Raw genomic sequence first — 20,996 nt, forward strand, 5'->3', positions numbered from 1 at the left:
CGTGCTCGTGACGGTCTCTGGGCGGATCAGCGGTCGATCTCGCCGAAAACGATGTCCTGCGTACCGATGATGGTGACGGCGTCGGCGATCATGTGACCGCGCGACATTTCATCCAGCGACTGCAGATGGGCGAAGCCGGGCGCGCGAATCTTCAGGCGGTACGGCTTGTTGGCGCCGTCGGACACCAGATAGATGCCGAACTCGCCCTTCGGGTGCTCGACCGAGGCGTAGGACTCGCCGGGCGGCACGTGGAAGCCTTCGGTGAAGAGCTTGAAGTGATGGATCAGCTCTTCCATGTTGGTCTTCATGGCGGTGCGCTTGGGCGGGGCGATCTTGTGATTCTCGATCATGACCGGGCCCGGGTTGTTGCGCAGCCATTCCACGCACTGGCGGATGATGCGGTTGCTCTGGCGCATTTCGGCCACGCGGACCAGGTAGCGGTCGTAGCAGTCGCCGTTCACGCCCACGGGGATGTCGAAATCGAGCAGATCGTAGACTTCGTAGGGCTGCGTCTTGCGCAGGTCCCAGGCCACGCCGGAACCACGCAGCATCGGGCCGGTGAAGCCCAGCGCCTTGGCGCGATCGGGATCGACCACGCCGATGCCCACCAGGCGCTGCTTCCAGATGCGGTTGTCGGTGAGCAGGGTTTCGTACTCGTCGACGCAACCGGGGAAGCGGTTGGTGAAGTCCTCGATGAAGTCCAGCAGCGAACCGGAGCGCGCATCGTTCATGGCGCGCACTTCCTTGTCGCCACGGTACTTGCTGGTGTCACCGTACTGCGGCATCGAATCCGGCAGGTCGCGATAGACGCCGCCCGGACGGTAGTAGGCCGCGTGCATGCGCGCGCCCGAGACCGCTTCGTAGCAGTCCATCAGGTCTTCGCGTTCACGGAAGGCGTACAGGAACACCGCCATGGCGCCCACGTCCAGCGCGTGCGAACCCAGCGACATCAGGTGGTTCAGCAGACGCGTGATTTCGTCGAACATCACGCGGATGTACTGGGCGCGCAGCGGCGCTTCCACGCCCAGCAGCTTCTCGATGGCCATGACGTAGGCATGTTCGTTGCACATCATGGACACGTAGTCCAGGCGATCCATGTAGGGCAGCGCCTGGATGTAGGTCTTGTGCTCGGCCAGCTTTTCGGTCGCGCGGTGCAGCAGGCCGATGTGCGGGTCGGCGCGCTGGATGACTTCGCCGTCCAGTTCCAGCACCAGGCGCAGCACGCCGTGCGCAGCCGGGTGCTGCGGGCCGAAGTTGAGCGTGTAGTTCTTGATTTCTGCCATGACTTAATGCCCCAAGCCGTAGTTGTCTTCGCGGACCACGCGCGGCGTGATTTCGCGCGGATCGATCGTGACCGGCTGGTAGATGACGCGGCGCTGTTCGGGGTCGTAGCGCATTTCGACGGTGCCCGACAGCGGGAAGTCCTTGCGGAACGGGTGGCCGATGAAGCCGTAGTCGGTGAGGATGCGGCGCAGGTCGGGATGGCCTTCGAAGACGATGCCGTACAGGTCGAACGCCTCGCGCTCGAACCAGCCCACGCCGGGCCAGCATTCCATCAGCGAGGCGACCATCGGGAACTCGTCGTCGGGCGCCCAGGTACGCACGCGCAGGCGCCAGTTGTGCTCGATCGACAGCAGGTGCACCACCACGGCGAAGCGCGAGCGGTGGACGCGGGCGTTGGTTTCCTCGGGCAGCTGGCGCGTGCCGTTGCCCCAGGTCAGGTAGTCGACGCCACAGAGGTCGACACAGGTTTCAAAGCGCAGGCCGGCTTCGGTGCGCAGCTTGGTGCAGACGGAGAACCATTGTTCCGCAGGCACTTCGAGCGTCAGCTCGCCCAGCGCCTCGGTCAGCGCGATATCCGCGCCGAGGGTGGTCTGCAAATTGGTCTTCAGGGTTTCGAGCCTGGTCATCATCTTGTACGCTTAGGTGAACCGTTACGCTGCTTCGCGGGGCTGGCGGCTAGGCCTGCCGCCCTGCGCGAAAGCTCAGCGCGCAATCGTGTTGGTCAGACGGATCTTGTTCTGCATCTGCAGCAAGCCGTACACCAGCGCCTCGGCCGTGGGCGGGCAGCCCGGCACGTAGACGTCTACCGGTACGATGCGGTCGCAGCCGCGGACCACCGAATACGAGTAATGGTAGTAACCGCCGCCATTGGCACAGGAGCCCATCGACACCACCCAGCGGGGCTCGGGCATCTGGTCGTAGACCTTGCGCAGCGCCGGGCCCATCTTGTTGCACAGCGTGCCGGCCACGATCATCAGATCGGACTGGCGCGGGCTGGGGCGGAAGATGATGCCGAACTGGTCCAGGTCGTAGCGGGCCGCGCCCGCGTGCATCATTTCGACCGCGCAACAGGCCAGGCCGAATGTCATGGGCCACATCGAGCCAGTTTTCGCCCAGTTCAGGAACTTGTCGGCGCTGGTGGTGATGAACCCTTGCTTGAGAATGCCGTCTATAGCCATATTCGTCTCTGATAGCGTGCCCGGAAATTATTCCCAGTCCAGCGCGCCCTTTTTCCATTCGTAGATGAAGCCGACGGTCAACACGGCGAGGAAAACCATGACCGTCCAGAAGCCGACGATTCCGACCGTGCCCTGGGCGATGGCCCACGGGAACAGGAACGCGATTTCCAGGTCGAAGAGGATGAACAGGATCGCCACGAGGTAATAGCGCACGTCGAACTTCATGCGCGCGTCTTCGAAGGCTTCGAAGCCGCACTCGTAGGGGGAGAGCTTTTCAGCGTAAGGCCGGCGCGGGCCAAGCAGGGAGCCGGCCGTCAGAAGCGCAAACCCGATAAGGGTGGCCACTCCGATAAACAGCAGGACGGGGAAATACTGTTGCAGGTTCATTCAGGCGTCCGTCAAATGCGCAAACCTTAGGATTGTAGCATTCGCGCGGTTACTTCTGGCTGAACTCTGTAGCCTGAACAGCGGGTGAAAGACTGCGTTCCTTATTTGGAACAATCGCAGTTTTCACGAGTGAAATCGCAGGATACACCACATCATTCACACACCGGCGAAGATGCTTCGCAATCAAGACATGCGAGCACGAACTCGCATAAAAAAAACCACCCCGAAGGGTGGTTTTAGGCGAACGGGCCGCAGCCCGTTCGCGAGCTTTAAATCCAGGCAGGACTTGCGTCCCGCTTAGGATTAGAAGCGGTGACGCAGGCCGACGCCGATGGCGGTCGACTTCAGGTCTTCGATCAGGGCGTAGTTCTTGGCATACGAACCGTAGGCGTACAGGTTGGTACGCTTGGACAGGTCGTAGGTGTAGCCCAGCGAGAAGACGTGCATCTTCTTCAGATCGTTGTCATTGGCGAAGTTGCCCTTGGGGTCAACCATTTGCCACGAACCGAACACGTTGCTGGCGCCACCGATCGGAGCCGACAGACCAACCAGGTACGAATTGGCCTTGAAGTCACGCTGGAAGGAGTTCGTCAGATTGTCAGCAACGCTGCTCAGCAGCGAGTTGCCGTTCACGCTCGGGCCAGCGAACCAGCCGTTTTGGGTGCGGCTAGCAGCCAGAGCCAGCTTGACCACTTCGAAGTCGTACGAAGCGCCCAGGATGTACTGGCGCGGGGTCGTATCGGCGTCGCCGGTCTTGCCAACGTTCGAACGGTTCAGCTGATCGTACGAGAACGCGACGTTCAGCGGACCGTTGACGTAACGCACACCGGTGGTGATGGCGCGGGTGTTATCAGCGGTACGGAAGCCGGTTTCAGAGGCCTTGTTGTCGTTGGCGTTGAACGAGTAGCCCAGGCCGAACTGGAAGCCGCTGAACGACGGGGTTTGGTACATCACCATGTTGTCGTAGCGTTGCGTGTTGGCAGCGCTGAAGGCGGTACCGATGTTGGCTTGACCGAAACCAGCGCCGAACGGATCGATCGAGCCGAAGTACTTCGAGGCGATGTTGGTTTGACGACCGAAGTCCAGTTGACCCCAGCTGTCGCTGGCCAGACCGACGGTGGCTTGACGGCCGAACAGGCGCGAGCTTTGGCCCGACTTGCCGTTGCCCGAATCAAAGCCCGACTCCAGAGTGAACACAGCGCGCAGGCCGTCACCCAGATCTTCCGAACCACGCAGGCCCCAACGCGAGCCGTTCTGCACGCCGTTGATCATGCCGAAGCGGCTGCCGTTCGCCACAGCAGCACCGTCCTTGGCGCCGCTGATCTTGTTGTAGCCGATACCGGTATCGATGATGCCGTACAGGGTGACAGACGTTTCTGCCTGGGCAACACCGGCGAAACCGGCGAGCAGGGCGGCAGCGAGCAGAGTCTTTTTCATTTAAGAAATCTCCGTTGATTTGAGTGACAAGAGCAGCAATCCAGCAAACCAGCCTGCCGCCCCCCTAACTCCGCGAAGGGAAGTTGGTGCTATTGCATCAAAAATCGGGGGGGCTGGCTATGGTGAAGGCCAGAAAAGTGCAGGTTTGCGACAGGCTTGTTGGGATCTTGCAACATCACAACAAGACGGCGGCGCAACTGCTAGGGCTTACCCTTGGTCGTCAGGGCGAGCACGTATTCATGCGACCCTCAGCCCTGGCCCTAATATTTATCGGCGCTGCCGAGGCGTTCTTTCGGATCGCTTTCGGATGTCGACGAGCCTCCCGCGCGGGTCCGGCGGACCAATATCGGGGACTTTATCGCCTTGCCGGCCGCCGCCACGTACTCGCTTTCCTCATGCCTTCAACTCACACTCAATAACATTGTTATCTACAAAAATCATCGATATCATCTGATGCACAAACCCGACTTCGAAAGCCGACCATGAGCACCCCGCCCGCCGCGCCAGCGCGCCCCGACCGTAATGAACAGTTGAACGCGCTGCGTCGCCAACTGATCATGGACGCCGCCCAGCGGGTGTTCGAGCGCGACGGCCTGGAAAAAACCACCATCCGCGCCATCGCCAGCGAGGCGGGCTGCACCACCGGCGCGGTCTATCCGTGGTTCGCCGGCAAGGAGGCGATCTATGGCGCCTTGCTGGATGAATCGCTGCAACGGCTGCATGCGCACCTGATCGACACCGCGGCACGCAGCCTCCCCGGCTCGGCCGCGCGCGACGCTATCCGCGCCTTCTTCGGCTATTACGCAGACCGGCCCACCGACTTCTCGCTGGGCCTGTACCTGTTCCGCGGCCCGGGGCCGCGCGGGCTGGGGCGCGAAATGGACGAGCAGCTCAACGGCCGGCTGCGGGACAGCATCGACCTGCTCGGACAGGCGCTGGCCCGCACCAAGCCCTGGGACGCGGCGACGATCGCGACCGAGCAGATGAACACCTTCACCTATCTGATGGGCCTGCTGCTGCTGTTGCACACCCACAGGCTGAAGTCCCTGGGCCAGCAGGCCGACGCGCTGCTGGACCAATATTGCCTCGTCCTGGAGCAACGATGACCGACCTCGCCGTTCCCCCCGCCCGCGCCGACGCGCCGCGCATCAGCCTGGCTGACTTCCATGCGCTGCTGACCGAGCAGCACCCCTTCTCCCTGCTGCTGGGCATAGAGATGACGCAAATCGGTTACGGCACCGCGCGCGCGGTGCTGCCGGCTCGCGACTCCCACCAACGATTGGGCGGCATCGTCGCCGGCCCCATGCTGATGGGGCTGGCCGACCTGGCGATGTACGCCGCCGTGGTTGGCGCGACCGGGCAGGCCCATGCGGTGACCGCCAGCCTCACCATCAATTTCCTGCGCAAGAGTCCGGCCGGCGCCATCGTGGCCGATGCCCGCCTGCTCAAGGTCGGCCGTCTGTCGGCGGGCGAAGTCATCCTGACCTCCGAGCATTCCGATGAACCGCTGGCGCACATCGTCAGCACTTGGTCGGTGCCCAAACCATGAACAGCCCCCGCATCAGCATCGTCGGCCTGGGATCGACCGGCACCCGCGCCGCCCGGCAGCTGCTCGAAGCCGACCCCGATCTGGCGCTTACGGTCTACGACATCGAACCGTCGCGCTGCGAGGAGTTCCGAGGCACCGCCACCCTGGCGACCTCCGCTCGCGAGGCGCTGGCCGAATCCGACACCGTGGTGCTGGCGCTGCCGCGCGAGCGCGAGATCGACCGTACGCTGGAACGCTTCAGCGACGGCGAAGTGACCGCCCCGGTACGCGGCAAGCTCATCGTCGACCTGGAACCGCCGGAAGCGGGACGCGCGCGCATCCTCGGGCAGGCAATCAGGAATGCGGGCGGCCGGTACGCCTGCCCGGCCCTGCTCGCCCAGGCGGGCCTGAGTCCGGCCGAGGCGCGGCTAGTGGACGCGCTGGCCCGCGTCGCGGCCTGAGGCGCGCAGGCCCTCGGCCAGTCCCACGCACAGGATCATCCAGGCCAGGCTGATGGCCCAGCCGGCCGCCACGTCGCTCGCGAAATGCACCTGCAGCAAGACGCGGCTCAGGCCGATGGCGGTCACCAGCGCCGCCGCCAGGGCCAGGCTGGGCCTGCGCCAGGGCGCCGGCGCCAATCTCCAGATCAGATAACAGGCCGTGCCGTAGACCGCCATCGCGGCCGAGGCATGGCCGCTGGGAAAACTCCAGCCGACGACCGCGGTGTAGTCATGGTTGAAATCCGGCCGCAAGCGTTGGAAACCATGCTTGAGCAGCCAGTTCAACGCGCCGCCCAGTCCGGTCGCGACGGCGCAGAACAAGGCCAGCCCCTTGTATCCGCGCCACAGCAGCCACAGCACTGCCAGCACGCAGGACAGCGCCAGCAAGTCGCGGTCGCCCAGGAACGTGAACCAGGACAGCAGCCAGAGAAAGGCGTCCGGCATGGCGCGGCCCAAGGCATTCGCCAGGGCGCCGTCGAACGCGACCACGGCGCCGGGCCGGCGCACCGCCACGGCCAGCGCCAGGAAGACCAGCAACGCCAGTCCGGCGCCGCCCGCGCCCAGCACAGTGCGGCCGCGCGCCTCGACCGCCAGCCAGGCGCGCGCCGCGCCCAGGGCGAGCAGCGCCGCCAGGCAAGGCAGCAGAAGGAACAGCAGCAAGGCGTGCTCGGCGGCCCAGGCCGCGCTGGCGTCGATCATGTCGGAAAACGGCTAAACAGGAAATCCCGGGCCTGGAGCCAGGCAGGCCCGGCAAGCCGGCGGACGGCCGGCGCGCCTGCCCGAAACGCTACAGATCCACCCGCGTCTTGTCTACCGGCTCGAAAGCATGGGTGCCGGCGGAGTAGTCCCAACGCTCGACATGACATGCGGATACCCCGTCGACCTCGTCGCGGACGATGAGGTTCACCGAATTGGGCACCTTGCCCCGCACGCGCCAGGAACATGTGGTGCCCGCCTGCGCCACCCAGCCGGCCGTCGGCCGGTCCGCCAGGATGGGCATGACATAGGGCAGATGGATATGGCCGCCCAGGATCAGGTCCACGCCGGCCTGGGTCCAGGCCGCCAGCGCGCGCTCGCGCCCGAACAGCAGGTTGTGCACGTCGGACTCGACCTTGGCCCGCACCGGATGATGCGCCACCACCACCCGCAGCTGCCCGGGCCGGGCCTGCCGCAGCCGCTGCGCGACGCGCGCGATCTGGGCCTCGGAGATTTCTCCGTCCTTGCGACGCCGCGGCCGGGTGGTGTTCACGCCGATGGCCAGCAGGCCGGGGTTCTCGAACACGGGCTCAAGCACCGCGCCCAGCGCCCGCTTGTAGTTGCCATACGGATTGAGCGCGCGGGCAAACACATTGAACAGGGGAATGTCGTGGTTGCCGGGCACCGCCAGCACCGGCAGCGACAGGCGCTCGATGAAGGCGCGCGCCACGGCGAACTGGCGCCGGCGCGCGCGCTGGGTGATGTCGCCGCTCAGCACGACCAGGTCGGGCGCCTGGGCGGCGGCCAGGTCCAGCGCGGCCTCGACCACGGCCTTGCGCTCGGTGCCGAAATGCGTGTCGGAAAAATGCAGGATACGGGTCATGTAGATACGGTGTCGGAGTCTTGCTCGCCAGGCGTCACCAGCGGCAACGCGTCCTCGGCCACCTTGAACTCCAGCGGGGTGTTCATCCAGGAGATTTCGCCGTCCATCGCGACCTTCACGCGGCGACGGCCGCGGATGCGCACGACCAGGCGGTCGAATGCGAAATTGACGACCTGTTCGGCCTCGCCCAGCCGGCTGAACAGGCCGCGCAACAACAACCCATACAAGGCCAGCGTGCCCACCGGATGCGCCGCCATGGCGATCAGGCGTTGCCGGTCCAGCTCGTCGGCCGGGATCCCCACGTGCTCGAGTTGCAGCTTGTTGTTGCCCACGACCAGCGTCGGCGTGCGCAGATCGCGGACGCGGCCTTCGTGCTCGAGCTGCAGACCCAGCTGGCGCGGCGCGCGCATCAGCGTGACCAGCCCGGACCACAATGCCACCAGCCGGCTGCGGCCGAACTTCTGCTTGAAGGCCTCGCGGTCCTCGAGCAACTGCGGGTACAGGCCCAGGCTGGCATTGACCAGGAACGGCCTGTCATTGAGCAGCCCGACCTGCACCGGCCGGACCTGCCCTCGCAGCAGCCCGCGCAGGGCGACCTCGGTTTCCTGGGAAATGCCGTAGCGCCGGCCGAAATAATTGAAGGTGCCCTGCGGCAGGATGCCGAACGGCACGCCCTGCCCCAACACCGCGGCGGCCACCGTGTTGAGCGTGCCGTCGCCGCCCGCGCCCACGACAATGCCGTTTTCGGCGCGGGCGCGCCGGACTGCTGCGCGCGCCGTGTCGGCCAGGCGCGACGGGTCGTCCACCGGCATGAGTTCATGCCGCCGGCCGGCTTCGTCCAGCACGCGGCGGATGGTCTCTTGCAAGACCTGCGCGTCGCCGCGTCCCGAGCCGGTATTAAGGACGATGAATAGCGGTTCTTGTCCCGTCAGGGACTGAGCCCCTGCGGTCGGGCTCTCTGGGGGAGGCGTCATGCGGCAAAGATAGCGTATGGCGGCGAACCACCGCAACTCGCCTCCGGGCGCCCCCGCCGGATACGCGCCGGACGCGCGTGGCGACACGCGCGGCAAGCACGCCGCGCGCGCCGGCCCGCGACGCCTCCGCTCAGCGACCGATGGCGTAGGCCTGCATCAGGCGCGGCGTGGCCGCCGCATGCAGCAGGCCGTCCGAATCGCGCGAGGCCGCGGTCAGGCGGCCCACCGACCATTCCGCCGCCTCTTCCACGACATGGCCGCGCTGGCGCAACTGTTCGATCACCGCCGCGCCGATGCTGGCCTCGATCGCCAGATGGCCGGGCTTGCGGTCGCGCGGATAGAACGAGCTGGGGAAATGCGAGGTATGCGACATGGGCAGGTCGATGGACTCCTGCAGATTCAGGCCGTGATGGACGTGACGCAGGAAGAACAGCAGTTGCCATTGCTCCTGCTGGTCGCCGCCGGGCGTGCCGAAGGCCATGTAGGGCGCGCCGTCGCGCAGCGCCAGCGTCGGGGTCAGCGTGGTGCGCGGCCGCTTGCCCGGCGCCAGCGTGCCCGGCAGCCCTTCCTCCAGCCAGAACATCTGCGCCCGCGTGTTCAGCCCGAAACCCAGGGCGGGAATGACGGGCGAGGACTGGAACCAGCCGCCCGAAGGCGTGGCCGAGATCATGTTGCCCCAGCGGTCGATCACGTCCACGTGGGTGGTGTCGCCGCGCCGCGCCGACGCGGCCGCTCCCGCCGGCGCGACGACGGCCGGCGCCGCGCCCGGCTCCGTGACCTTGGACAGGCGCCGCAAGGTATCCAACACGCGGTCCACCTGGGCCTCGAAACCCGCCAGGCGGCCGGGCGACAGCTCATGCGACGCCTGCTCGCCGATCAGCCGTCGGCGCGCCGCGTTGTAGTCCTCCGACAGCAGGCGCTCCAGCGGCACATCGACGAACGCTGGATCGCCGTAATAGGCCTCGCGGTCAGCGAAGGCCAGCTTCATCGCCTCGGTGACGCGGTGGATGAACTCGGCGCTGGCCGGACCGGCGCCGGTCAGGTCCATGTCCTTGAGCAGCGCCAGCGTCTGCAGAAACACCGGCCCCTGGCTCCAGGCGCCGGCCTTGGCCACGGTGTAGCCGTGATAGTCGTATGTGGCCGGCGCGTCGTAGCTGGCCGACCAGCCGGCCAGGTCGTCCGCCGTCAGCACGCCGCGATGGCGCGCACCGCTTTCGTCCATGACCTCGGTGCCCCGGGCAAAGGCGTCGATGGCCTCGGCCACGAAGCCCCGGTAGAACACGTCGCGCGCGGCTTCGATCTGGCGCTCGCGGTCCGCGCCCGCGCTTTCCGCTTCCGTCAGCAGCCGCGTCCAGGTGCGCGCCAGCGCCGGATTGCGGAACAGCTTGCGCGCCTCGGGCACCGCGCCGCCGGGCAGGTAGATCTCGGCGGTGGACGGCCAATGGGTCTGGAAGAAATCCTTGAGCCCCGCGATGGTGTTGGAGATGCGCGGCATCAGCGCATGGCCGTGCTCCGCGTAGTAGATGGCGGGCTCCAGCACGTCGCGCAATCGCATGGTGCCATGGTCGCGCAGCAACAGCATCCAGGCGTCGAACGCGCCCGGGATCACCGTGGCCAGCAGGCCGTTGCCGGGAATCAGCGACAGGCCTTCGGCGCGGTAGCGTTCCAGCGTGGCGCCGGCGGGCGTGCAACCCTGGCCGCACAGCACTTCCACCTTGCCCGTGCGGGCCGAATAGAACACGGCCGGCGTCTCGCCGGCGGGACCGACCAGGTGGGGCTCGACCACCTGCAGCACGAAGGCGCTGGCGACGCAGGCGTCGAAGGCGTTGCCGCCGCGCTCCAGCAGGGACATGCCGGCGGCGCTGGCCAGCCAGTGGGTCGAGGTCACGACACCGAAGGTGCCGAGGATTTCAGGACGAGTCGTGAACATCATGATGGCATCGAAGAAAGAAAAAAGGCGGAACCCGGATCCGGGTTCCGCCGTGGCGGCTGCGCTTATTTGCCGGCGACGGACACGCCCTTCAGGCGGATCAGCCCGTCAGGATAGGGCACGAAGCCTTCCACCTTCTTCTGCACGCCGAAGGTCCAGGGCAGGTAGAAGAGATAGATGATGGGGCGCTGCTCTTCCAGCACGGCCAGCACCTGGTCGTACATGGCGCGGCGCTTGACCGGATCGGCCTCGGCCCGGGCGTCGTTCAGCAGCTTGTCGACGGCGGGGTCGCAGAACTTGCCGTCGTTCAGGTTGCCCTTGCAGCTCAGGTACTGGTGGATGTTGCCGCTGGGATCGACTCGGCCCGACCAGCCGCTCTGGCCGACCACGAAGTCGCCGCGCGCCAGCGACGACTGCAACGAGGCGAACTCCACCGGCCGCAGCGTGATGTCGAAGCCGGCCTCGGCGCCCATCGCCTGGATCAGCTCGAACACCTGCTGCATGGTGGTGTTGTTGCCGAAGGTGATCTCGAACCTGACGCGATCCAGCCCGGCTTCCTTCAGCAGCGCCTGCGCTTTCTTGGGATCGCGCCCGGTGTGTTCGACCGCCTTGTTGAAGGCGAAGCTGGCGGGCGGGAACGGCTGGTGGGCGGGCTGGAACATGCCTTCGCCGATCACCTGGTTCAGCACGTCGCGGTCGATGGCCAGGTCCAGCGCCTGACGCACGCGCTTGTCCTTGGCCAGCGGGTTGTCTGCGCGCGCGCCGTTGGCCAGATTGACCGAGATGGCCTGGAAGCCCAGGCCCGTCACCGGCGCCAGCCGCAGGCTGGCGTCATCCTTGACCGCCTTGGCGTCGCTCGGCGCCACGCGCTCGATGATGTCCAGGTCGCCGGCGCGCAGATTGTTCAGGCGCACCGTGTTGTCGGGAATCGGGATGAAGACCAGGCGATCGAAGTGGTAGCTGGCTGCGTCCCAATACTTGGGAAATTTCTCGAGCACGATGCGATCGTTCTGCACCCGCTCCTTGAACTGGTAGGGACCCGAGCACACAGGCTTGCCGCCGGGATCCTTGTCGAAGGCGGCCGGCGACATCATCATGCCGGCGCGGTCGGACAGCTGCGACAGCAGCGAGGCATCGGGCTCGGACAGGCGCAGCACCACGGTCTCGGCATCCGGCGCCTCGACGCTGGCGACCGTGGCCAGCTCGCTCTTGCGGTTGCTGTCGGGCAGCGTGCGCGCGCGTTCCAGATTGGCCTTGACCGCGGCCGCGTCCACCGGCGCGCCGTCATGGAACACCGCGTCCTTGCGCAGCTTGAAGGTCAGCGTCTTGTTGTCGTCGCTGGTGGTCCACGATTGCGCCAGCTGCGGCACGATCTTCAGGTCCGGGGTGATGTCGACCAGCTTGTCGCACAGCGACGCGAAGACGATGCGGCCGACGAAAGTGCGCGCGCGCACCGGGTCGAGCACATCGGGATCGTCCTGCAGGCCGATACGAAGGGTGGACTGGGCTTGCGCCAATCCGGTGGACATCATGGCCGCCAGGGCCGCCACGAAGCAAAGTTTACGCATCAAGAATCTCCGTTGTTTCTTATACGGGCCACCCGCCGGCGGGTTCCGGCATTCCGGTCCAGCCTGTGCAGGCAGCCCGAAGCGACGCCGCGACGCCAGGCCCATCCCCCCGTCGCGCACGCGCATGGCGGATTCTGCGCCATGGGCGCGGGGCTTGTATAGCGTGGCGAGCGCGAATGGCCTGGGCGCGGACACTGCCGCGCGCCGGGCTCAGGGCAGGCGGCAGGGCGCGGAGAAGTCCGCCGCGCGCAGGACGGCATCGCGCATCTGCGTGATCAGCGCGCGAGCGTCATCGCGGCGGAATTGGAAGGAATACGGCAGCGCGGCCAGGGCCGGCTCGCCTTCAAGCACGCGCAGGCTGCCCTCGGCCTCGAGCGCGGCGGCCCAGTGGCTGGGCAGCAGGCCCACGCCGGTGCCCTCGATCAGCAAGCCGGCGATGGCGCCCCAGTTATTGCAGCAAAGCCGCTCGCCCGGCGCCTCGCGCCCGGCCAGCCAGTCGTCGATGATGCGGGTGGTGCCCGCGCCCTCCGGCAGCGTCACCAGCGGCAGCCGGGCCAGCAGCGCGGGACTCATGCGGGTTTCGCCTTGCAGCGCCGCAGGCGCCGCGACCCAGGAAAAGGCCGCCTGCCCGATGGGCGCGGACGCGATGCCGACGCGCGACGAACGGCCCGCGATCACGGCGAAATCCAGTTCACCGTCGGCCACGCGCTGCTCCAGCACCTGGCCGATGTCGACATAAGGTTCCAGCACCAGTCCGGGATGGGCGGCGCGCACCACGCCGATCAGGCGCGGCAGCCAGGTCAGCGCGGTCAGTTCACCCACGCCGAAGCGGCAGCGCCCGACGAGGCCGGCGCTTTGCGCCACGGACGCACGGATCCGCTCGGCCGACGCCAGCATGTCGCCGGCCTGGGGCAACAGGCGCTGGCCGGCCTCCGTCAGCGCGGCCTTGTGCCCGCTGCGGTCGAACAGCGGCTGGCCCAGCGCCTCCTCCAGTTCGGCGATGCGCTTGGACAGCGACGATACCGACAGGTGCAGGCGCTCGGCGGCCACGGCGAAACTGGCGCAGGTGGCCGCCCAGTAGAAGGCTTCGAGTTGCTTGAGCGTCATGGCCGGATTGTAGGCTCGGGCCGGGCCTGACGGCGGCTGCTAGGCCGCTTGCGCCAGGCGCAGGTGCGGCGAGAACCGCAATGTGTCGATGGCGGCGCGGAGCATGCGCTCGACGCGCGGCCAGATATCGCCCTTCAGGCGATCGGACCAACAGATGCTGCCGAACACCCCCTCGATCAGGGAGTGCAGGTAGACGTTGGACAGGCGCACGTCCAGCGCGCCGGGCAGGTCTTCGTTGCGCACCGCGGCGCGCAGCAGTTTTTCGGAATTGCGCAGGGCATGGCGTTCCCAGATGTCCCGTCGTCGCAGCAGCGGCGCATTCTCGTCGCTCTGCTCGCACTTGTCGTAGAGGATTTCCAGCACACGCTGCATCGACCCCTCTTCCGAGTAGATGCGCACGTATTGCAGCATCGACGCGTACAGGGACTCCAGCGCCTTGCCGTCGGCGCGGACCCGGGTCAGCGCCACGGCCGCGGCCAGCGCACAGTCGCTCATGGCGACGCAGACATCGATCTTGTTCTTGTAATGGCCGTAGACGGCACCCCTGGACACGCCGGCGTGGTCGGCGATGTCGCCCATGGTGGTGTTGGCCACCCCCTTGGACATGAACACGTGCTCGGCCGCATCCAGGATGCGGTCGCGGGTGCGTTGGGATTCTTCTTTCGTCTTGCGGGCCATTCGGATATCTCCTTGAAATGAAAGGTTGAGGGAAAAGGGACACGGGGCGGCGCCTGCGCGGCGCGGGCCCCTTCAAAAAAAAGCGGCGCCCGCTATGCGAACGCCGCCGATCCGCACTGTTAACAATTGTGCGAACGGGAGCATACTTTCGAACAAAACATTTAATCAAGCATGACGGATTAAATGATAGACTGCGATCCCCACCGGGAAAAGTGCGCACTTTCCCTCATCTGGCCCGCCCCGGGCGCCTACAACAATTTCTAAAAAATGAAGCAACGAGTCCTCCGCCGCACGCTCGCATCCTTGTCAGTATTAATTCTTATTACGGCTTGTTCCAAATCCGAGCCCCAGGACGAAGCCAAGGCGCCCGCCGAGGTCGGGATCGTCATCGCCCGCGCCACCCCCACCGCCGTCGCCACCGAACTGCCCGGCCGGATGGAGCCCTACCGCGAAGCCGAAGTGCGCGCGCGGGTGGCCGGCATCGTCACCTCGCGCCTCTATGAGGAAGGCCAGGACGTCAAGCGCGGCGACGCGCTGTTCCAGATCGACCCGGCGCCGCTGCAGGCCGCCTACGATTCCGAGGCCGCCAACCTGGCGCGCGCCCAGGCCAGCCTGTCCGCCGCGGCCGACAAGCTGCGCCGCTATGCCGACCTGGTCGGCGACCGCGCCATCAGCGAACGCGACCACGCCGAGGCCGCCGCCGACGAACGCCAGGCCCGCGCCCAGGTGGCGCTGGCGCGCGCCAACCTGCAAAGCGCCAAGCTGAAGCTGGACTATGCGCGCGTCACCTCGCCCATCGACGGCCGCGCCCGGCGCGCGCTGGTGACCGAGGGCGCGCTGGTGGGCGAAGGCCAGGCCACGCCGCTGACCGTGGTGCAGCAGATCGATCCGATCTACGTCAACTTCGCCCAGCCGGCCGCCGAGGTGCTGCGCCTGCAGAAGCAGATCCGCGACGGCCAGCTGCAGGGCATCGAACCCGACAAGCTGCGCGTGCGCCTGCTGCTGCCCGACGGCACCGAGTACGCCCGCACCGGCGCGCTGTCCTTCGCCGACCTGGCGGTGGACCCCGGCACCGACAACGTGACCATGCGCGCCCTGTTCGACAACCCGCGGCGCGACCTGCTACCCGGCATGTACGTGCGCGTGCGCCTGGAACAGGCCATCAACCGCGACGCCTACCTGGTGCCGCGCGACGCGCTGCTGCGCGACGCCTCCGGCGCGCATGTGCTTGTGGCCGGCAAGGACGGTGAATTGCAGGCCGTCGCCGTGACGGCACGCAACATACAGGGGCCGAACTGGGTCGTCACCGATGGCCTGAAGGGCGGCGAGCGCGTCGTGGTCGAGAACGTCTCGCAGCTGGCGCCCGGCCAGAAGATCAAACCGGTGGAGCGGGCCGCGCCCAAGGCGCAGGCTCCCGCCGAAGGAAACTCCAACAAAGGTTAAACCGCCATGGCGCGTTTTTTCATCGATCGCCCCGTCTTCGCCTGGGTGATCTAGCTGCTCATCGTGCTGGCCGGCGTGCTGTCCCTGCGGGCCCTGCCCGTGGCGCAGTATCCGGACATCGCCCCGCCCGTCGTCAACGTGGGCGCCAGCTATCCCGGCGCTTCGGCCAAGGTGGTCGAGGAAGCCGTCACCGCCATCATCGAACGCGAGATGAACGGCGCTCCCGGCCTGCTCTACACCACGGCCAGCAGCGACTCCACCGGCTGGGCCAGCATCAACCTGGTGTTCAAGCAGGGCACCAACCCCGATCTGGCCGCCGTCGAAGTGCAGAACCGGCTCAAGGCCGTCGAACCGCGCCTGCCCGAGGCCGTGCGCCGCGACGGCGTGCGCGTGGAGAAGGCCGCCGACAACATCCAGCTGGTGGTGTCGCTGAAGTCCGACGGCCGCCTGGACGACATGCAGCTCGGCGAGCTGGCGGCGTCCAACGTGCTGCAGGCCCTGCGCCGCGTCGACGGCGTGGGCAAGGTGCAGCTGTGGGGCGCGGAAGCCGCCATGCGCATCTGGCCCGACCCGGCCAAGCTGACGGCGCTGTCGCTCACGCCCGGAGACATCGCCAATGCGCTGCGCGCGCACAACGCCCGCGTCACCATCGGCGACCTGGGCAGCCAGGCCGTGCCGGCCAGCGCGCCGCTGAACGCCAGCATCGTCGCCACCGAAACGCTGCAGACGCCCGAGCAGTTCGCCAACATTCCGCTGCGCGCGCAGCCTGACGGCGCCACGCTGCGCCTGAAGGACGTGGCGCGGGTTGAGCTGGGCGGCACCGACTATATGTACCTGTCGCGCGTCAACGGCCAGACGGCCACGGGCCTGGGCATCAAACTGGCGCCCGGCTCGAACGCCGTGGATACCACCCGCAAGATCCGCCAGACGATGACGGAGCTGGCCCAGTATTTCCCGGCGGGCGTGACCTGGGACATCCCCTACGAGACCTCCACCTTCGTGGAGATCTCGATCAAGAAGGTGGTGACCACGCTGCTGGAAGCCATCGCCCTGGTGTTCTGCGTGATGTACCTGTTCATGCAGAACTTCCGCGCCACGCTGATCCCCACGCTGGTGGTGCCGGTGGCGCTGCTGGGCACGCTGGGCGTGATGCTGGGCCTGGGCTATTCGATCAACGTGCTGACCATGTTCGGCATGGTGCTGGCCATCGGCATCCTGGTGGACGACGCCATCGTGGTGGTCGAGAACGTCGAGCGCATCATGGCCGAGGAAGGCCTGTCGCCGCATGACGCCACGGTCAAGGCCATGGGCCAGATCAGCGGCGCCATCATCGGCATCACGGTGGTACTGGTGTCGGTGTTCGTGCCGATGGCCTTCTTCGACGGCGCGGTGGGCAATATCTACCGCCAGTTCTCGGTCACGCTGGCGGTGTCGATCGCCTTCTCGGCCTTCCTGGCGCTGTCGCTCACGCCGGCGCTGTGCGCCACCATGCTGCGGCCCGTCCCGGCCGGCCACCACGAGAAGCGCGGCTTCTTCGGCTGGTTCAACCGCGCCTTCGTCCGCCTGACCGCCGGCTACACCGCGCGCGTGTCCGGCGTGCTGTCGCGCCCGGTGCGCTTCAGCCTGGCCTACGCCGCCGTGATCGCGGCGGTGGCGCTGCTGTTCGTGCGCCTGCCCTCTTCCTTCCTGCCGGAAGAAGACCAGGGCAGCTTCAACGCCATGGTCATCCTGCCGCAGGGCGCGACCCAGGCCGACACCCGCAAGCTGGTGCTGGAAGTCGAGAATTACATGATGAAGCACGAGCCCGTGCAGTTCGTCTATTCCGTCAGCGGCTTCAGCGAATACGGCAGCGGCCCGAACTCGGCCATGTTCTTCGTCACGCTGAAGGACTGGAAGGAACGCCACGGCGCGGACATGCACGTGGATGCCGTGGTCGCGCGCATCAATAAAGCCTTCGCGGACCACAAGAACGTCATGGTGCTGGCGCTGAACGCGCCGCCGCTGCCGGAGCTGGGCTCGACCTCGGGCTTCGACTTCCGGCTGCAGGACCGCGGCGGCCTGGGCTACCAGGCCCTGACGCAGGCCCGCCAGCAGCTGCTGGCGGCCGCCGCCGAGCATCCGGCGCTAGCCGAGGTCACCCACGCCGGCCAGGGCGAAGCTCCCCAGCTGCAGCTGCGCATCGACCGCGACAAGGCCCAGGCCATGCGCGTGTCGATGGAGGAAATCAATACCGCGCTGGCGGTGATGTTCGGCTCGGACTACATCGGCGACTTCATGCACAACGGCCAGGTGCGCCGCGTGACGGTGCAGGCTGACGGCAAGAACCGCGTCGACGTGGAGGACGTGTCGCGCCTGCACGTGCGCAACGCGCAAGGCCAGATGGTGCCCATGTCGGCCTTCGCCACGCTGGACTGGGCCATGGGGCCGCCGCAGCTGAACCGCTACAACGGCTTCCCCGCGTTCAAGATCAACGGCTCGGCCGCGCCCGGCCACAGCAGCGGCGAGGCCATGCGCGCCATGGAACAGCTGGCTTCGGAACTGCCGCGCGGCATCGGCTTCGCCTGGTCCGGCCAGTCCTACGAGGAAAAGCTGTCCGGCAACCAGGCCAACGTGCTGTTCGCGCTATCCATCCTGGTGGTGTTCCTGGCGCTGGCCGCGCTGTATGAAAGCTGGGCCATCCCGCTGGCGGTGATCCTGGTGGTGCCGCTGGGCGTGATCGGCGCGCTGCTGGGGGTGACGCTGCGCGGCATGCCCAACGACATCTACTTCAAGGTCGGCCTGATCGCCACCATCGGCCTGTCGGCCAAGAACGCGATCCTGATCGTGGAAGTCGCCAAGGACCTGGTGCGCGACGGCCAGGGCCTGATGTCGGCCACGCTGGAAGCGGCGCGGCTGCGGCTGCGCCCCATCATCATGACCTCGCTGGCCTTCGGCGTTGGCGTGCTGCCCCTGGCTCTGGCCGGCGGCGCGGCCTCCGGCGCGCAGATCGCCATCGGCACCGGCGTGCTGGGCGGCATCATCACCGCCACCGTGCTCGCCATTTTCCTGGTGCCGCTCTTTTTCCTGGCCGTGGGCAGGCTGACGGGCATGGGCGCCCGCCGCAAGCAGCCGGCCCCGCACCGCGAACCGCTGGAGAACACGCCATGAAACCCGTGGCCCTGACCCTGTTGGCCCTGGCGTTTACGGGCTGCTCGATGGCGCCGACCTACGAGCGCCCCGCCGCGCCCGTGCCGGCCGCCTATGACACCCCGGCCCAGTCCGGCCAGGCCGAGATGCCGCAGGACTGGAAGGACTATTTCAACGACCCGGCGCTGCGGGCCTGGATCGCCGCCGCGCTGGCCAACAACCGCGACCTGCGCGTGGCGGCCCTGCGCATCGAGGAAGCGCGCGCGCTGTACGGCGTGCAGCGCGCCGACCGGCTGCCGTCCGTGGACGGCACGGCCGGCTACAGCCGCAGCCGCGCGTCCGATCCCGGCCCGTCACGCGATGCGATCAGCCAGCAGTACCGCGCCGGCGTCGGCATCACCGCCTTCGAGCTGGACTTCTTCGGCCGGGTCAAGAGCCTCACCGACGCGGCGCTGGAGCGCTACCTGGCCAGCGCCGAGGCGCACCGCGCCGCCGCGCTGTCGCTGGTGGCCGAAACCGCCACGGCCTATTTCAACGAGCGTTCGCTGGCCGAGCAGCAGCGGCTGACCCGCAGCACGCTGGAATTGCGCGAGACCACACTGACGCTGACCCAGCGCCGCTACGACGCCGGCCTGGAAACCGCCATGGGCCTGCGCACCGCGCAGATGCTGGTGGAATCGTCGCGCGCCACGCTGGCCGAACTCAGCCGCGAGCACAGCCAGGCCGTGCATGCGCTGGGCCTGCTGGCGGGTGATTTCTCGCTGCCGCCCGACGCCGACCAGACGCCGTTGGAAAGCCAGAGCCTTACCCCGCTGGCGGCCGGCCTGCCGTCGGCGCTGCTGACGCGGCGTCCGGATCTGCGCCAGGCGGAGAACACGCTCAAGGCGGCCAACGCCGATATCGGCGCGGCGCGCGCGGCCTTTTTCCCGTCGGTGCAGCTGACCACGGACATCGGCAGCACCGCCAGCAGCTTCTCCGACCTGTTCGGCTCGGGCAGCGGCGTCTGGCAATTCGCGCCCAAGCTGACGCTGCCGATCTTCAACGCCGGCCGCAACAGCGCCAGCCTGTCGCTGGCCGAAACCCGCAAGCACATCGCGGTGGCCCAGTACGAAGGCAGCATCCAGACCGCCTTCCGCGAAGTGGCCGACGCGCTGTCGGCGCGCGATGCGCTGCGCCAGCAGATCGAGGCCCAGCGCAAGGTGCGCGACGCCGATCGCGAACGCCAGCGCCTGGCCGAGCGGCGCTATGCGCGCGGCGTGGCCAACTACCTGGAGATGCTGGACGCGCAGCGCAGCCTGTTCGAGTCGGAGCAGGAGTTCATCCGCCTGCAGCAGCGCCGGCTGGTCAATGCGGTGACGCTGTACAAGGCGCTGGGCGGCTGGGAACAGGGTTCGGGCGCGAGCTGAGCAGGGTCCGCGCTCGGCGGGTCCGGAGCGTCCGTCCCGGACCCGCCGCGTTCACGGTCGGCCCGGTTGCGGAAACGGCATCAGTCCGCCGCGCTGACCCGGTAGGCGCAACGCTGCGCATCCGCCAGGATGTGCTCGACGCGCTCGACGCGCGCGCCCTCGCCCAGCACGTCGCGGAACAGTTCCAGTTCGCTGCGGCAAAAGCCCATGCAGGCTTTTGCCGCCGAACAGATCGGACAGTGGTTTTCAATGAACAGGAAGCCGGCGCCGTCGCGGCGCAGCTCGGCCATGTAGCCCTCGGCGCTGCGCAGGTGCGCCAGCCGCTCAAGACGGTCGCGCAGCCCGCTCGCGCCCAGCATGGCCTGGTGATAGGTGGCGCGCATGGCGGCCTCGCGCACGCCGATCAGCCGGTCGATGCCCTCGTCGCCGAAGAGCTGGCGCACCGCGCCGATCATCTGCACCGTCATTTCGGCGTGCGTGTCCGGAAAGCGACCGTGGCCGGCGGCGGTGAGCCGCCAGATCTGCGTGGGACGGCCGCGCCCCGTGCTGTGGTTTTCCGCGTCCACCAGGCCCTCGGCATGCAAGCGGCTCATCTGCTGGCGCACCGCCTCGGCCGTCACGTCCATGGTCTGGGCGATGGCGGCGATGGACTGCGGCCCGCGCGTCTTGAGCGCCATCAGCACGCGGTCGGCGGGCTGATGCGGCGTCCAGGCGTGTTGGGAGGACAGGCTGTCTGACATGGGCGCGGCGAAACTCCGGAAATGTGCCTATGGTGCCACGAAGCGGCGCCGCGGTCAGCCGGCGGCGGCCGGCGCTCCAGCGGCCGTCCCGGTCCCAGCGGCCTTGCCGCCCCCTGCTGCGCCCCCTTCCC

At 67.5% G+C, this 20,996-nt stretch carries 19 protein-coding genes; 6 read left to right on the plus strand and 13 right to left on the minus strand.

The window, feature by feature from the left end; translation table 11 throughout:
- Positions 1-26: 26 nt before the first annotated feature.
- The 5 genes from AC6LJ5_RS13890 to AC6LJ5_RS13910 all read right to left on the minus strand — a co-directional run bounded on the left by AC6LJ5_RS13890 (position 27) and on the right by AC6LJ5_RS13910 (position 4,286).
- Positions 27-1,283, minus strand: a complete 1,257-nt coding sequence (locus AC6LJ5_RS13890; RefSeq protein WP_103273061.1) for an NADH-quinone oxidoreductase subunit D — start codon at positions 1,281-1,283, stop codon at positions 27-29.
- Between the two features lie 3 nt (positions 1,284-1,286).
- Positions 1,287-1,913 (minus strand): NADH-quinone oxidoreductase subunit C, encoded by a 627-nt coding sequence (locus tag AC6LJ5_RS13895; RefSeq protein ID WP_498140758.1) that lies wholly within the window; start codon positions 1,911-1,913, stop codon positions 1,287-1,289.
- 72 nt (positions 1,914-1,985) lie between these two features.
- Positions 1,986-2,462 carry a NuoB/complex I 20 kDa subunit family protein gene (locus AC6LJ5_RS13900; protein ID WP_003813941.1) on the minus strand — a complete coding sequence of 159 codons (477 nt, stop codon included), beginning with the start codon at positions 2,460-2,462 and terminating at the stop codon, positions 1,986-1,988.
- A 27-nt stretch (positions 2,463-2,489) separates the two neighbouring features.
- Positions 2,490-2,849, minus strand: coding sequence for an NADH-quinone oxidoreductase subunit A (locus AC6LJ5_RS13905; RefSeq protein ID WP_212313950.1), 360 nt, complete (start codon positions 2,847-2,849; stop codon positions 2,490-2,492).
- A gap of 303 nt (positions 2,850-3,152) precedes the next feature.
- On the minus strand, positions 3,153-4,286 hold the full coding sequence (locus AC6LJ5_RS13910) for a porin (protein WP_498140759.1): 1,134 nt from the start codon (positions 4,284-4,286) through the stop codon (positions 3,153-3,155).
- A gap of 482 nt (positions 4,287-4,768) precedes the next feature.
- Between AC6LJ5_RS13910 and AC6LJ5_RS13915 the strand changes: the two genes are divergently transcribed.
- Genes AC6LJ5_RS13915 through AC6LJ5_RS13925 form a run of 3 tightly spaced genes read left to right on the plus strand, consistent with a single transcriptional unit; the run spans position 4,769 to position 6,275 of the window.
- Entirely contained in the window at positions 4,769-5,392 is a 624-nt protein-coding gene (locus tag AC6LJ5_RS13915) for a TetR/AcrR family transcriptional regulator (protein WP_103273057.1), read from the plus strand.
- Positions 5,389-5,835, plus strand: coding sequence for a PaaI family thioesterase (locus tag AC6LJ5_RS13920; RefSeq protein ID WP_103273056.1), 447 nt, complete (start codon positions 5,389-5,391; stop codon positions 5,833-5,835). Before AC6LJ5_RS13915 ends, AC6LJ5_RS13920 begins: the two co-directional genes overlap by 4 nt.
- The gene (locus tag AC6LJ5_RS13925; RefSeq protein ID WP_103273055.1) at positions 5,832-6,275 is read left to right on the plus strand and encodes an NAD(P)-binding domain-containing protein; all 444 of its coding nucleotides are present in this window, start codon (positions 5,832-5,834) and stop codon (positions 6,273-6,275) included. Before AC6LJ5_RS13920 ends, AC6LJ5_RS13925 begins: the two co-directional genes overlap by 4 nt.
- Here AC6LJ5_RS13925 and AC6LJ5_RS13930 read toward each other — a convergent pair.
- The 7 genes from AC6LJ5_RS13930 to axyZ form a co-directional block, all read right to left on the minus strand.
- Positions 6,243-7,013 carry a phosphatase PAP2 family protein gene (locus AC6LJ5_RS13930; RefSeq protein WP_103273054.1) on the minus strand — a complete coding sequence of 257 codons (771 nt, stop codon included), beginning with the start codon at positions 7,011-7,013 and terminating at the stop codon, positions 6,243-6,245. The two genes, AC6LJ5_RS13925 and AC6LJ5_RS13930, sit on opposite strands and share 33 nt — an antisense overlap.
- An 88-nt stretch (positions 7,014-7,101) precedes the next feature.
- Entirely contained in the window at positions 7,102-7,893 is a 792-nt protein-coding gene (locus AC6LJ5_RS13935) for a metallophosphoesterase family protein (RefSeq protein WP_498140760.1), read from the minus strand.
- The gene (locus tag AC6LJ5_RS13940) at positions 7,890-8,867 is read right to left on the minus strand and encodes a diacylglycerol/lipid kinase family protein (protein ID WP_103273052.1); all 978 of its coding nucleotides are present in this window, start codon (positions 8,865-8,867) and stop codon (positions 7,890-7,892) included. The genes AC6LJ5_RS13935 and AC6LJ5_RS13940 overlap by 4 nt, the downstream gene beginning before the upstream one ends.
- Before the next feature lie 130 nt (positions 8,868-8,997).
- Positions 8,998-10,797 carry a gamma-glutamyltransferase family protein gene (locus AC6LJ5_RS13945; RefSeq protein ID WP_498140766.1) on the minus strand — a complete coding sequence of 600 codons (1,800 nt, stop codon included), beginning with the start codon at positions 10,795-10,797 and terminating at the stop codon, positions 8,998-9,000.
- Between the two features lie 65 nt (positions 10,798-10,862).
- Positions 10,863-12,365, minus strand: a complete 1,503-nt coding sequence (locus AC6LJ5_RS13950; protein ID WP_498140761.1) for an ABC transporter substrate-binding protein — start codon at positions 12,363-12,365, stop codon at positions 10,863-10,865.
- 210 nt (positions 12,366-12,575) lie between these two features.
- Positions 12,576-13,472: a LysR family transcriptional regulator gene (locus AC6LJ5_RS13955; protein WP_103273050.1), complete on the minus strand. Its 897-nt coding sequence runs from the start codon at positions 13,470-13,472 to the stop codon at positions 12,576-12,578.
- Between the two features lie 39 nt (positions 13,473-13,511).
- A complete protein-coding gene (axyZ, locus tag AC6LJ5_RS13960; RefSeq protein ID WP_498140762.1) occupies positions 13,512-14,150 on the minus strand; it encodes a multidrug efflux transcriptional repressor AxyZ in 639 nt (212 codons plus the stop codon).
- Between the two features lie 267 nt (positions 14,151-14,417).
- Here axyZ and AC6LJ5_RS13965 point away from each other — a divergent pair, with 267 nt between their 5' ends.
- The 3 genes from AC6LJ5_RS13965 to oprZ are packed head-to-tail and all read left to right on the plus strand — an operon-like array spanning position 14,418 to position 20,125.
- On the plus strand, positions 14,418-15,593 hold the full coding sequence (locus AC6LJ5_RS13965; protein WP_498140763.1) for a MexX/AxyX family multidrug efflux RND transporter periplasmic adaptor subunit: 1,176 nt from the start codon (positions 14,418-14,420) through the stop codon (positions 15,591-15,593).
- A gap of 54 nt (positions 15,594-15,647) precedes the next feature.
- Complete coding sequence (locus AC6LJ5_RS13970) at positions 15,648-18,740, plus strand: multidrug efflux RND transporter permease subunit (RefSeq protein WP_498140767.1); 3,093 nt, start codon at positions 15,648-15,650, stop codon at positions 18,738-18,740.
- Positions 18,737-20,125, plus strand: a complete 1,389-nt coding sequence (gene oprZ, locus AC6LJ5_RS13975) for a multidrug efflux RND transporter outer membrane subunit OprZ (RefSeq protein WP_498140764.1) — start codon at positions 18,737-18,739, stop codon at positions 20,123-20,125. The genes AC6LJ5_RS13970 and oprZ overlap by 4 nt, the downstream gene beginning before the upstream one ends.
- A gap of 80 nt (positions 20,126-20,205) precedes the next feature.
- Here the strand turns inward: oprZ and AC6LJ5_RS13980 are convergent, their stop codons facing one another.
- Positions 20,206-20,865, minus strand: a complete 660-nt coding sequence (locus AC6LJ5_RS13980; protein WP_103273045.1) for a helix-turn-helix transcriptional regulator — start codon at positions 20,863-20,865, stop codon at positions 20,206-20,208.
- Between the last annotated feature and the right edge of the window lie 131 nt (positions 20,866-20,996).

The sequence above is a fragment of the Achromobacter sp. 1011791174 genome (assembly GCF_059760925.1).

What these genes read in the sequence shown, in the direction of transcription:
- AC6LJ5_RS13900 (WP_003813941.1), bottom strand. Translation starts at nt 2,462, where the DNA reads ATGGCTATAGACGGCATTCTCAAGCAAGGGTTCATCACCACCAGCGCC.
- oprZ (WP_498140764.1), top strand. Translation starts at nt 18,737, where the DNA reads ATGAAACCCGTGGCCCTGACCCTGTTGGCCCTGGCGTTTACGGGCTGC.
- AC6LJ5_RS13980 (WP_103273045.1), bottom strand. Translation starts at nt 20,865, where the DNA reads ATGTCAGACAGCCTGTCCTCCCAACACGCCTGGACGCCGCATCAGCCC.
- AC6LJ5_RS13920 (WP_103273056.1), top strand. Translation starts at nt 5,389, where the DNA reads ATGACCGACCTCGCCGTTCCCCCCGCCCGCGCCGACGCGCCGCGCATC.
- AC6LJ5_RS13915 (WP_103273057.1), top strand. Translation starts at nt 4,769, where the DNA reads ATGAGCACCCCGCCCGCCGCGCCAGCGCGCCCCGACCGTAATGAACAG.
- AC6LJ5_RS13930 (WP_103273054.1), bottom strand. Translation starts at nt 7,013, where the DNA reads ATGATCGACGCCAGCGCGGCCTGGGCCGCCGAGCACGCCTTGCTGCTG.
- AC6LJ5_RS13935 (WP_498140760.1), bottom strand. Translation starts at nt 7,893, where the DNA reads ATGACCCGTATCCTGCATTTTTCCGACACGCATTTCGGCACCGAGCGC.
- AC6LJ5_RS13965 (WP_498140763.1), top strand. Translation starts at nt 14,418, where the DNA reads ATGAAGCAACGAGTCCTCCGCCGCACGCTCGCATCCTTGTCAGTATTA.
- AC6LJ5_RS13895 (WP_498140758.1), bottom strand. Translation starts at nt 1,913, where the DNA reads ATGATGACCAGGCTCGAAACCCTGAAGACCAATTTGCAGACCACCCTC.
- AC6LJ5_RS13955 (WP_103273050.1), bottom strand. Translation starts at nt 13,472, where the DNA reads ATGACGCTCAAGCAACTCGAAGCCTTCTACTGGGCGGCCACCTGCGCC.
- AC6LJ5_RS13925 (WP_103273055.1), top strand. Translation starts at nt 5,832, where the DNA reads ATGAACAGCCCCCGCATCAGCATCGTCGGCCTGGGATCGACCGGCACC.
- AC6LJ5_RS13945 (WP_498140766.1), bottom strand. Translation starts at nt 10,797, where the DNA reads ATGTTCACGACTCGTCCTGAAATCCTCGGCACCTTCGGTGTCGTGACC.
- axyZ (WP_498140762.1), bottom strand. Translation starts at nt 14,150, where the DNA reads ATGGCCCGCAAGACGAAAGAAGAATCCCAACGCACCCGCGACCGCATC.
- AC6LJ5_RS13890 (WP_103273061.1), bottom strand. Translation starts at nt 1,283, where the DNA reads ATGGCAGAAATCAAGAACTACACGCTCAACTTCGGCCCGCAGCACCCG.
- AC6LJ5_RS13950 (WP_498140761.1), bottom strand. Translation starts at nt 12,365, where the DNA reads ATGCGTAAACTTTGCTTCGTGGCGGCCCTGGCGGCCATGATGTCCACC.
- AC6LJ5_RS13940 (WP_103273052.1), bottom strand. Translation starts at nt 8,867, where the DNA reads ATGACGCCTCCCCCAGAGAGCCCGACCGCAGGGGCTCAGTCCCTGACG.
- AC6LJ5_RS13910 (WP_498140759.1), bottom strand. Translation starts at nt 4,286, where the DNA reads ATGAAAAAGACTCTGCTCGCTGCCGCCCTGCTCGCCGGTTTCGCCGGT.
- AC6LJ5_RS13905 (WP_212313950.1), bottom strand. Translation starts at nt 2,849, where the DNA reads ATGAACCTGCAACAGTATTTCCCCGTCCTGCTGTTTATCGGAGTGGCC.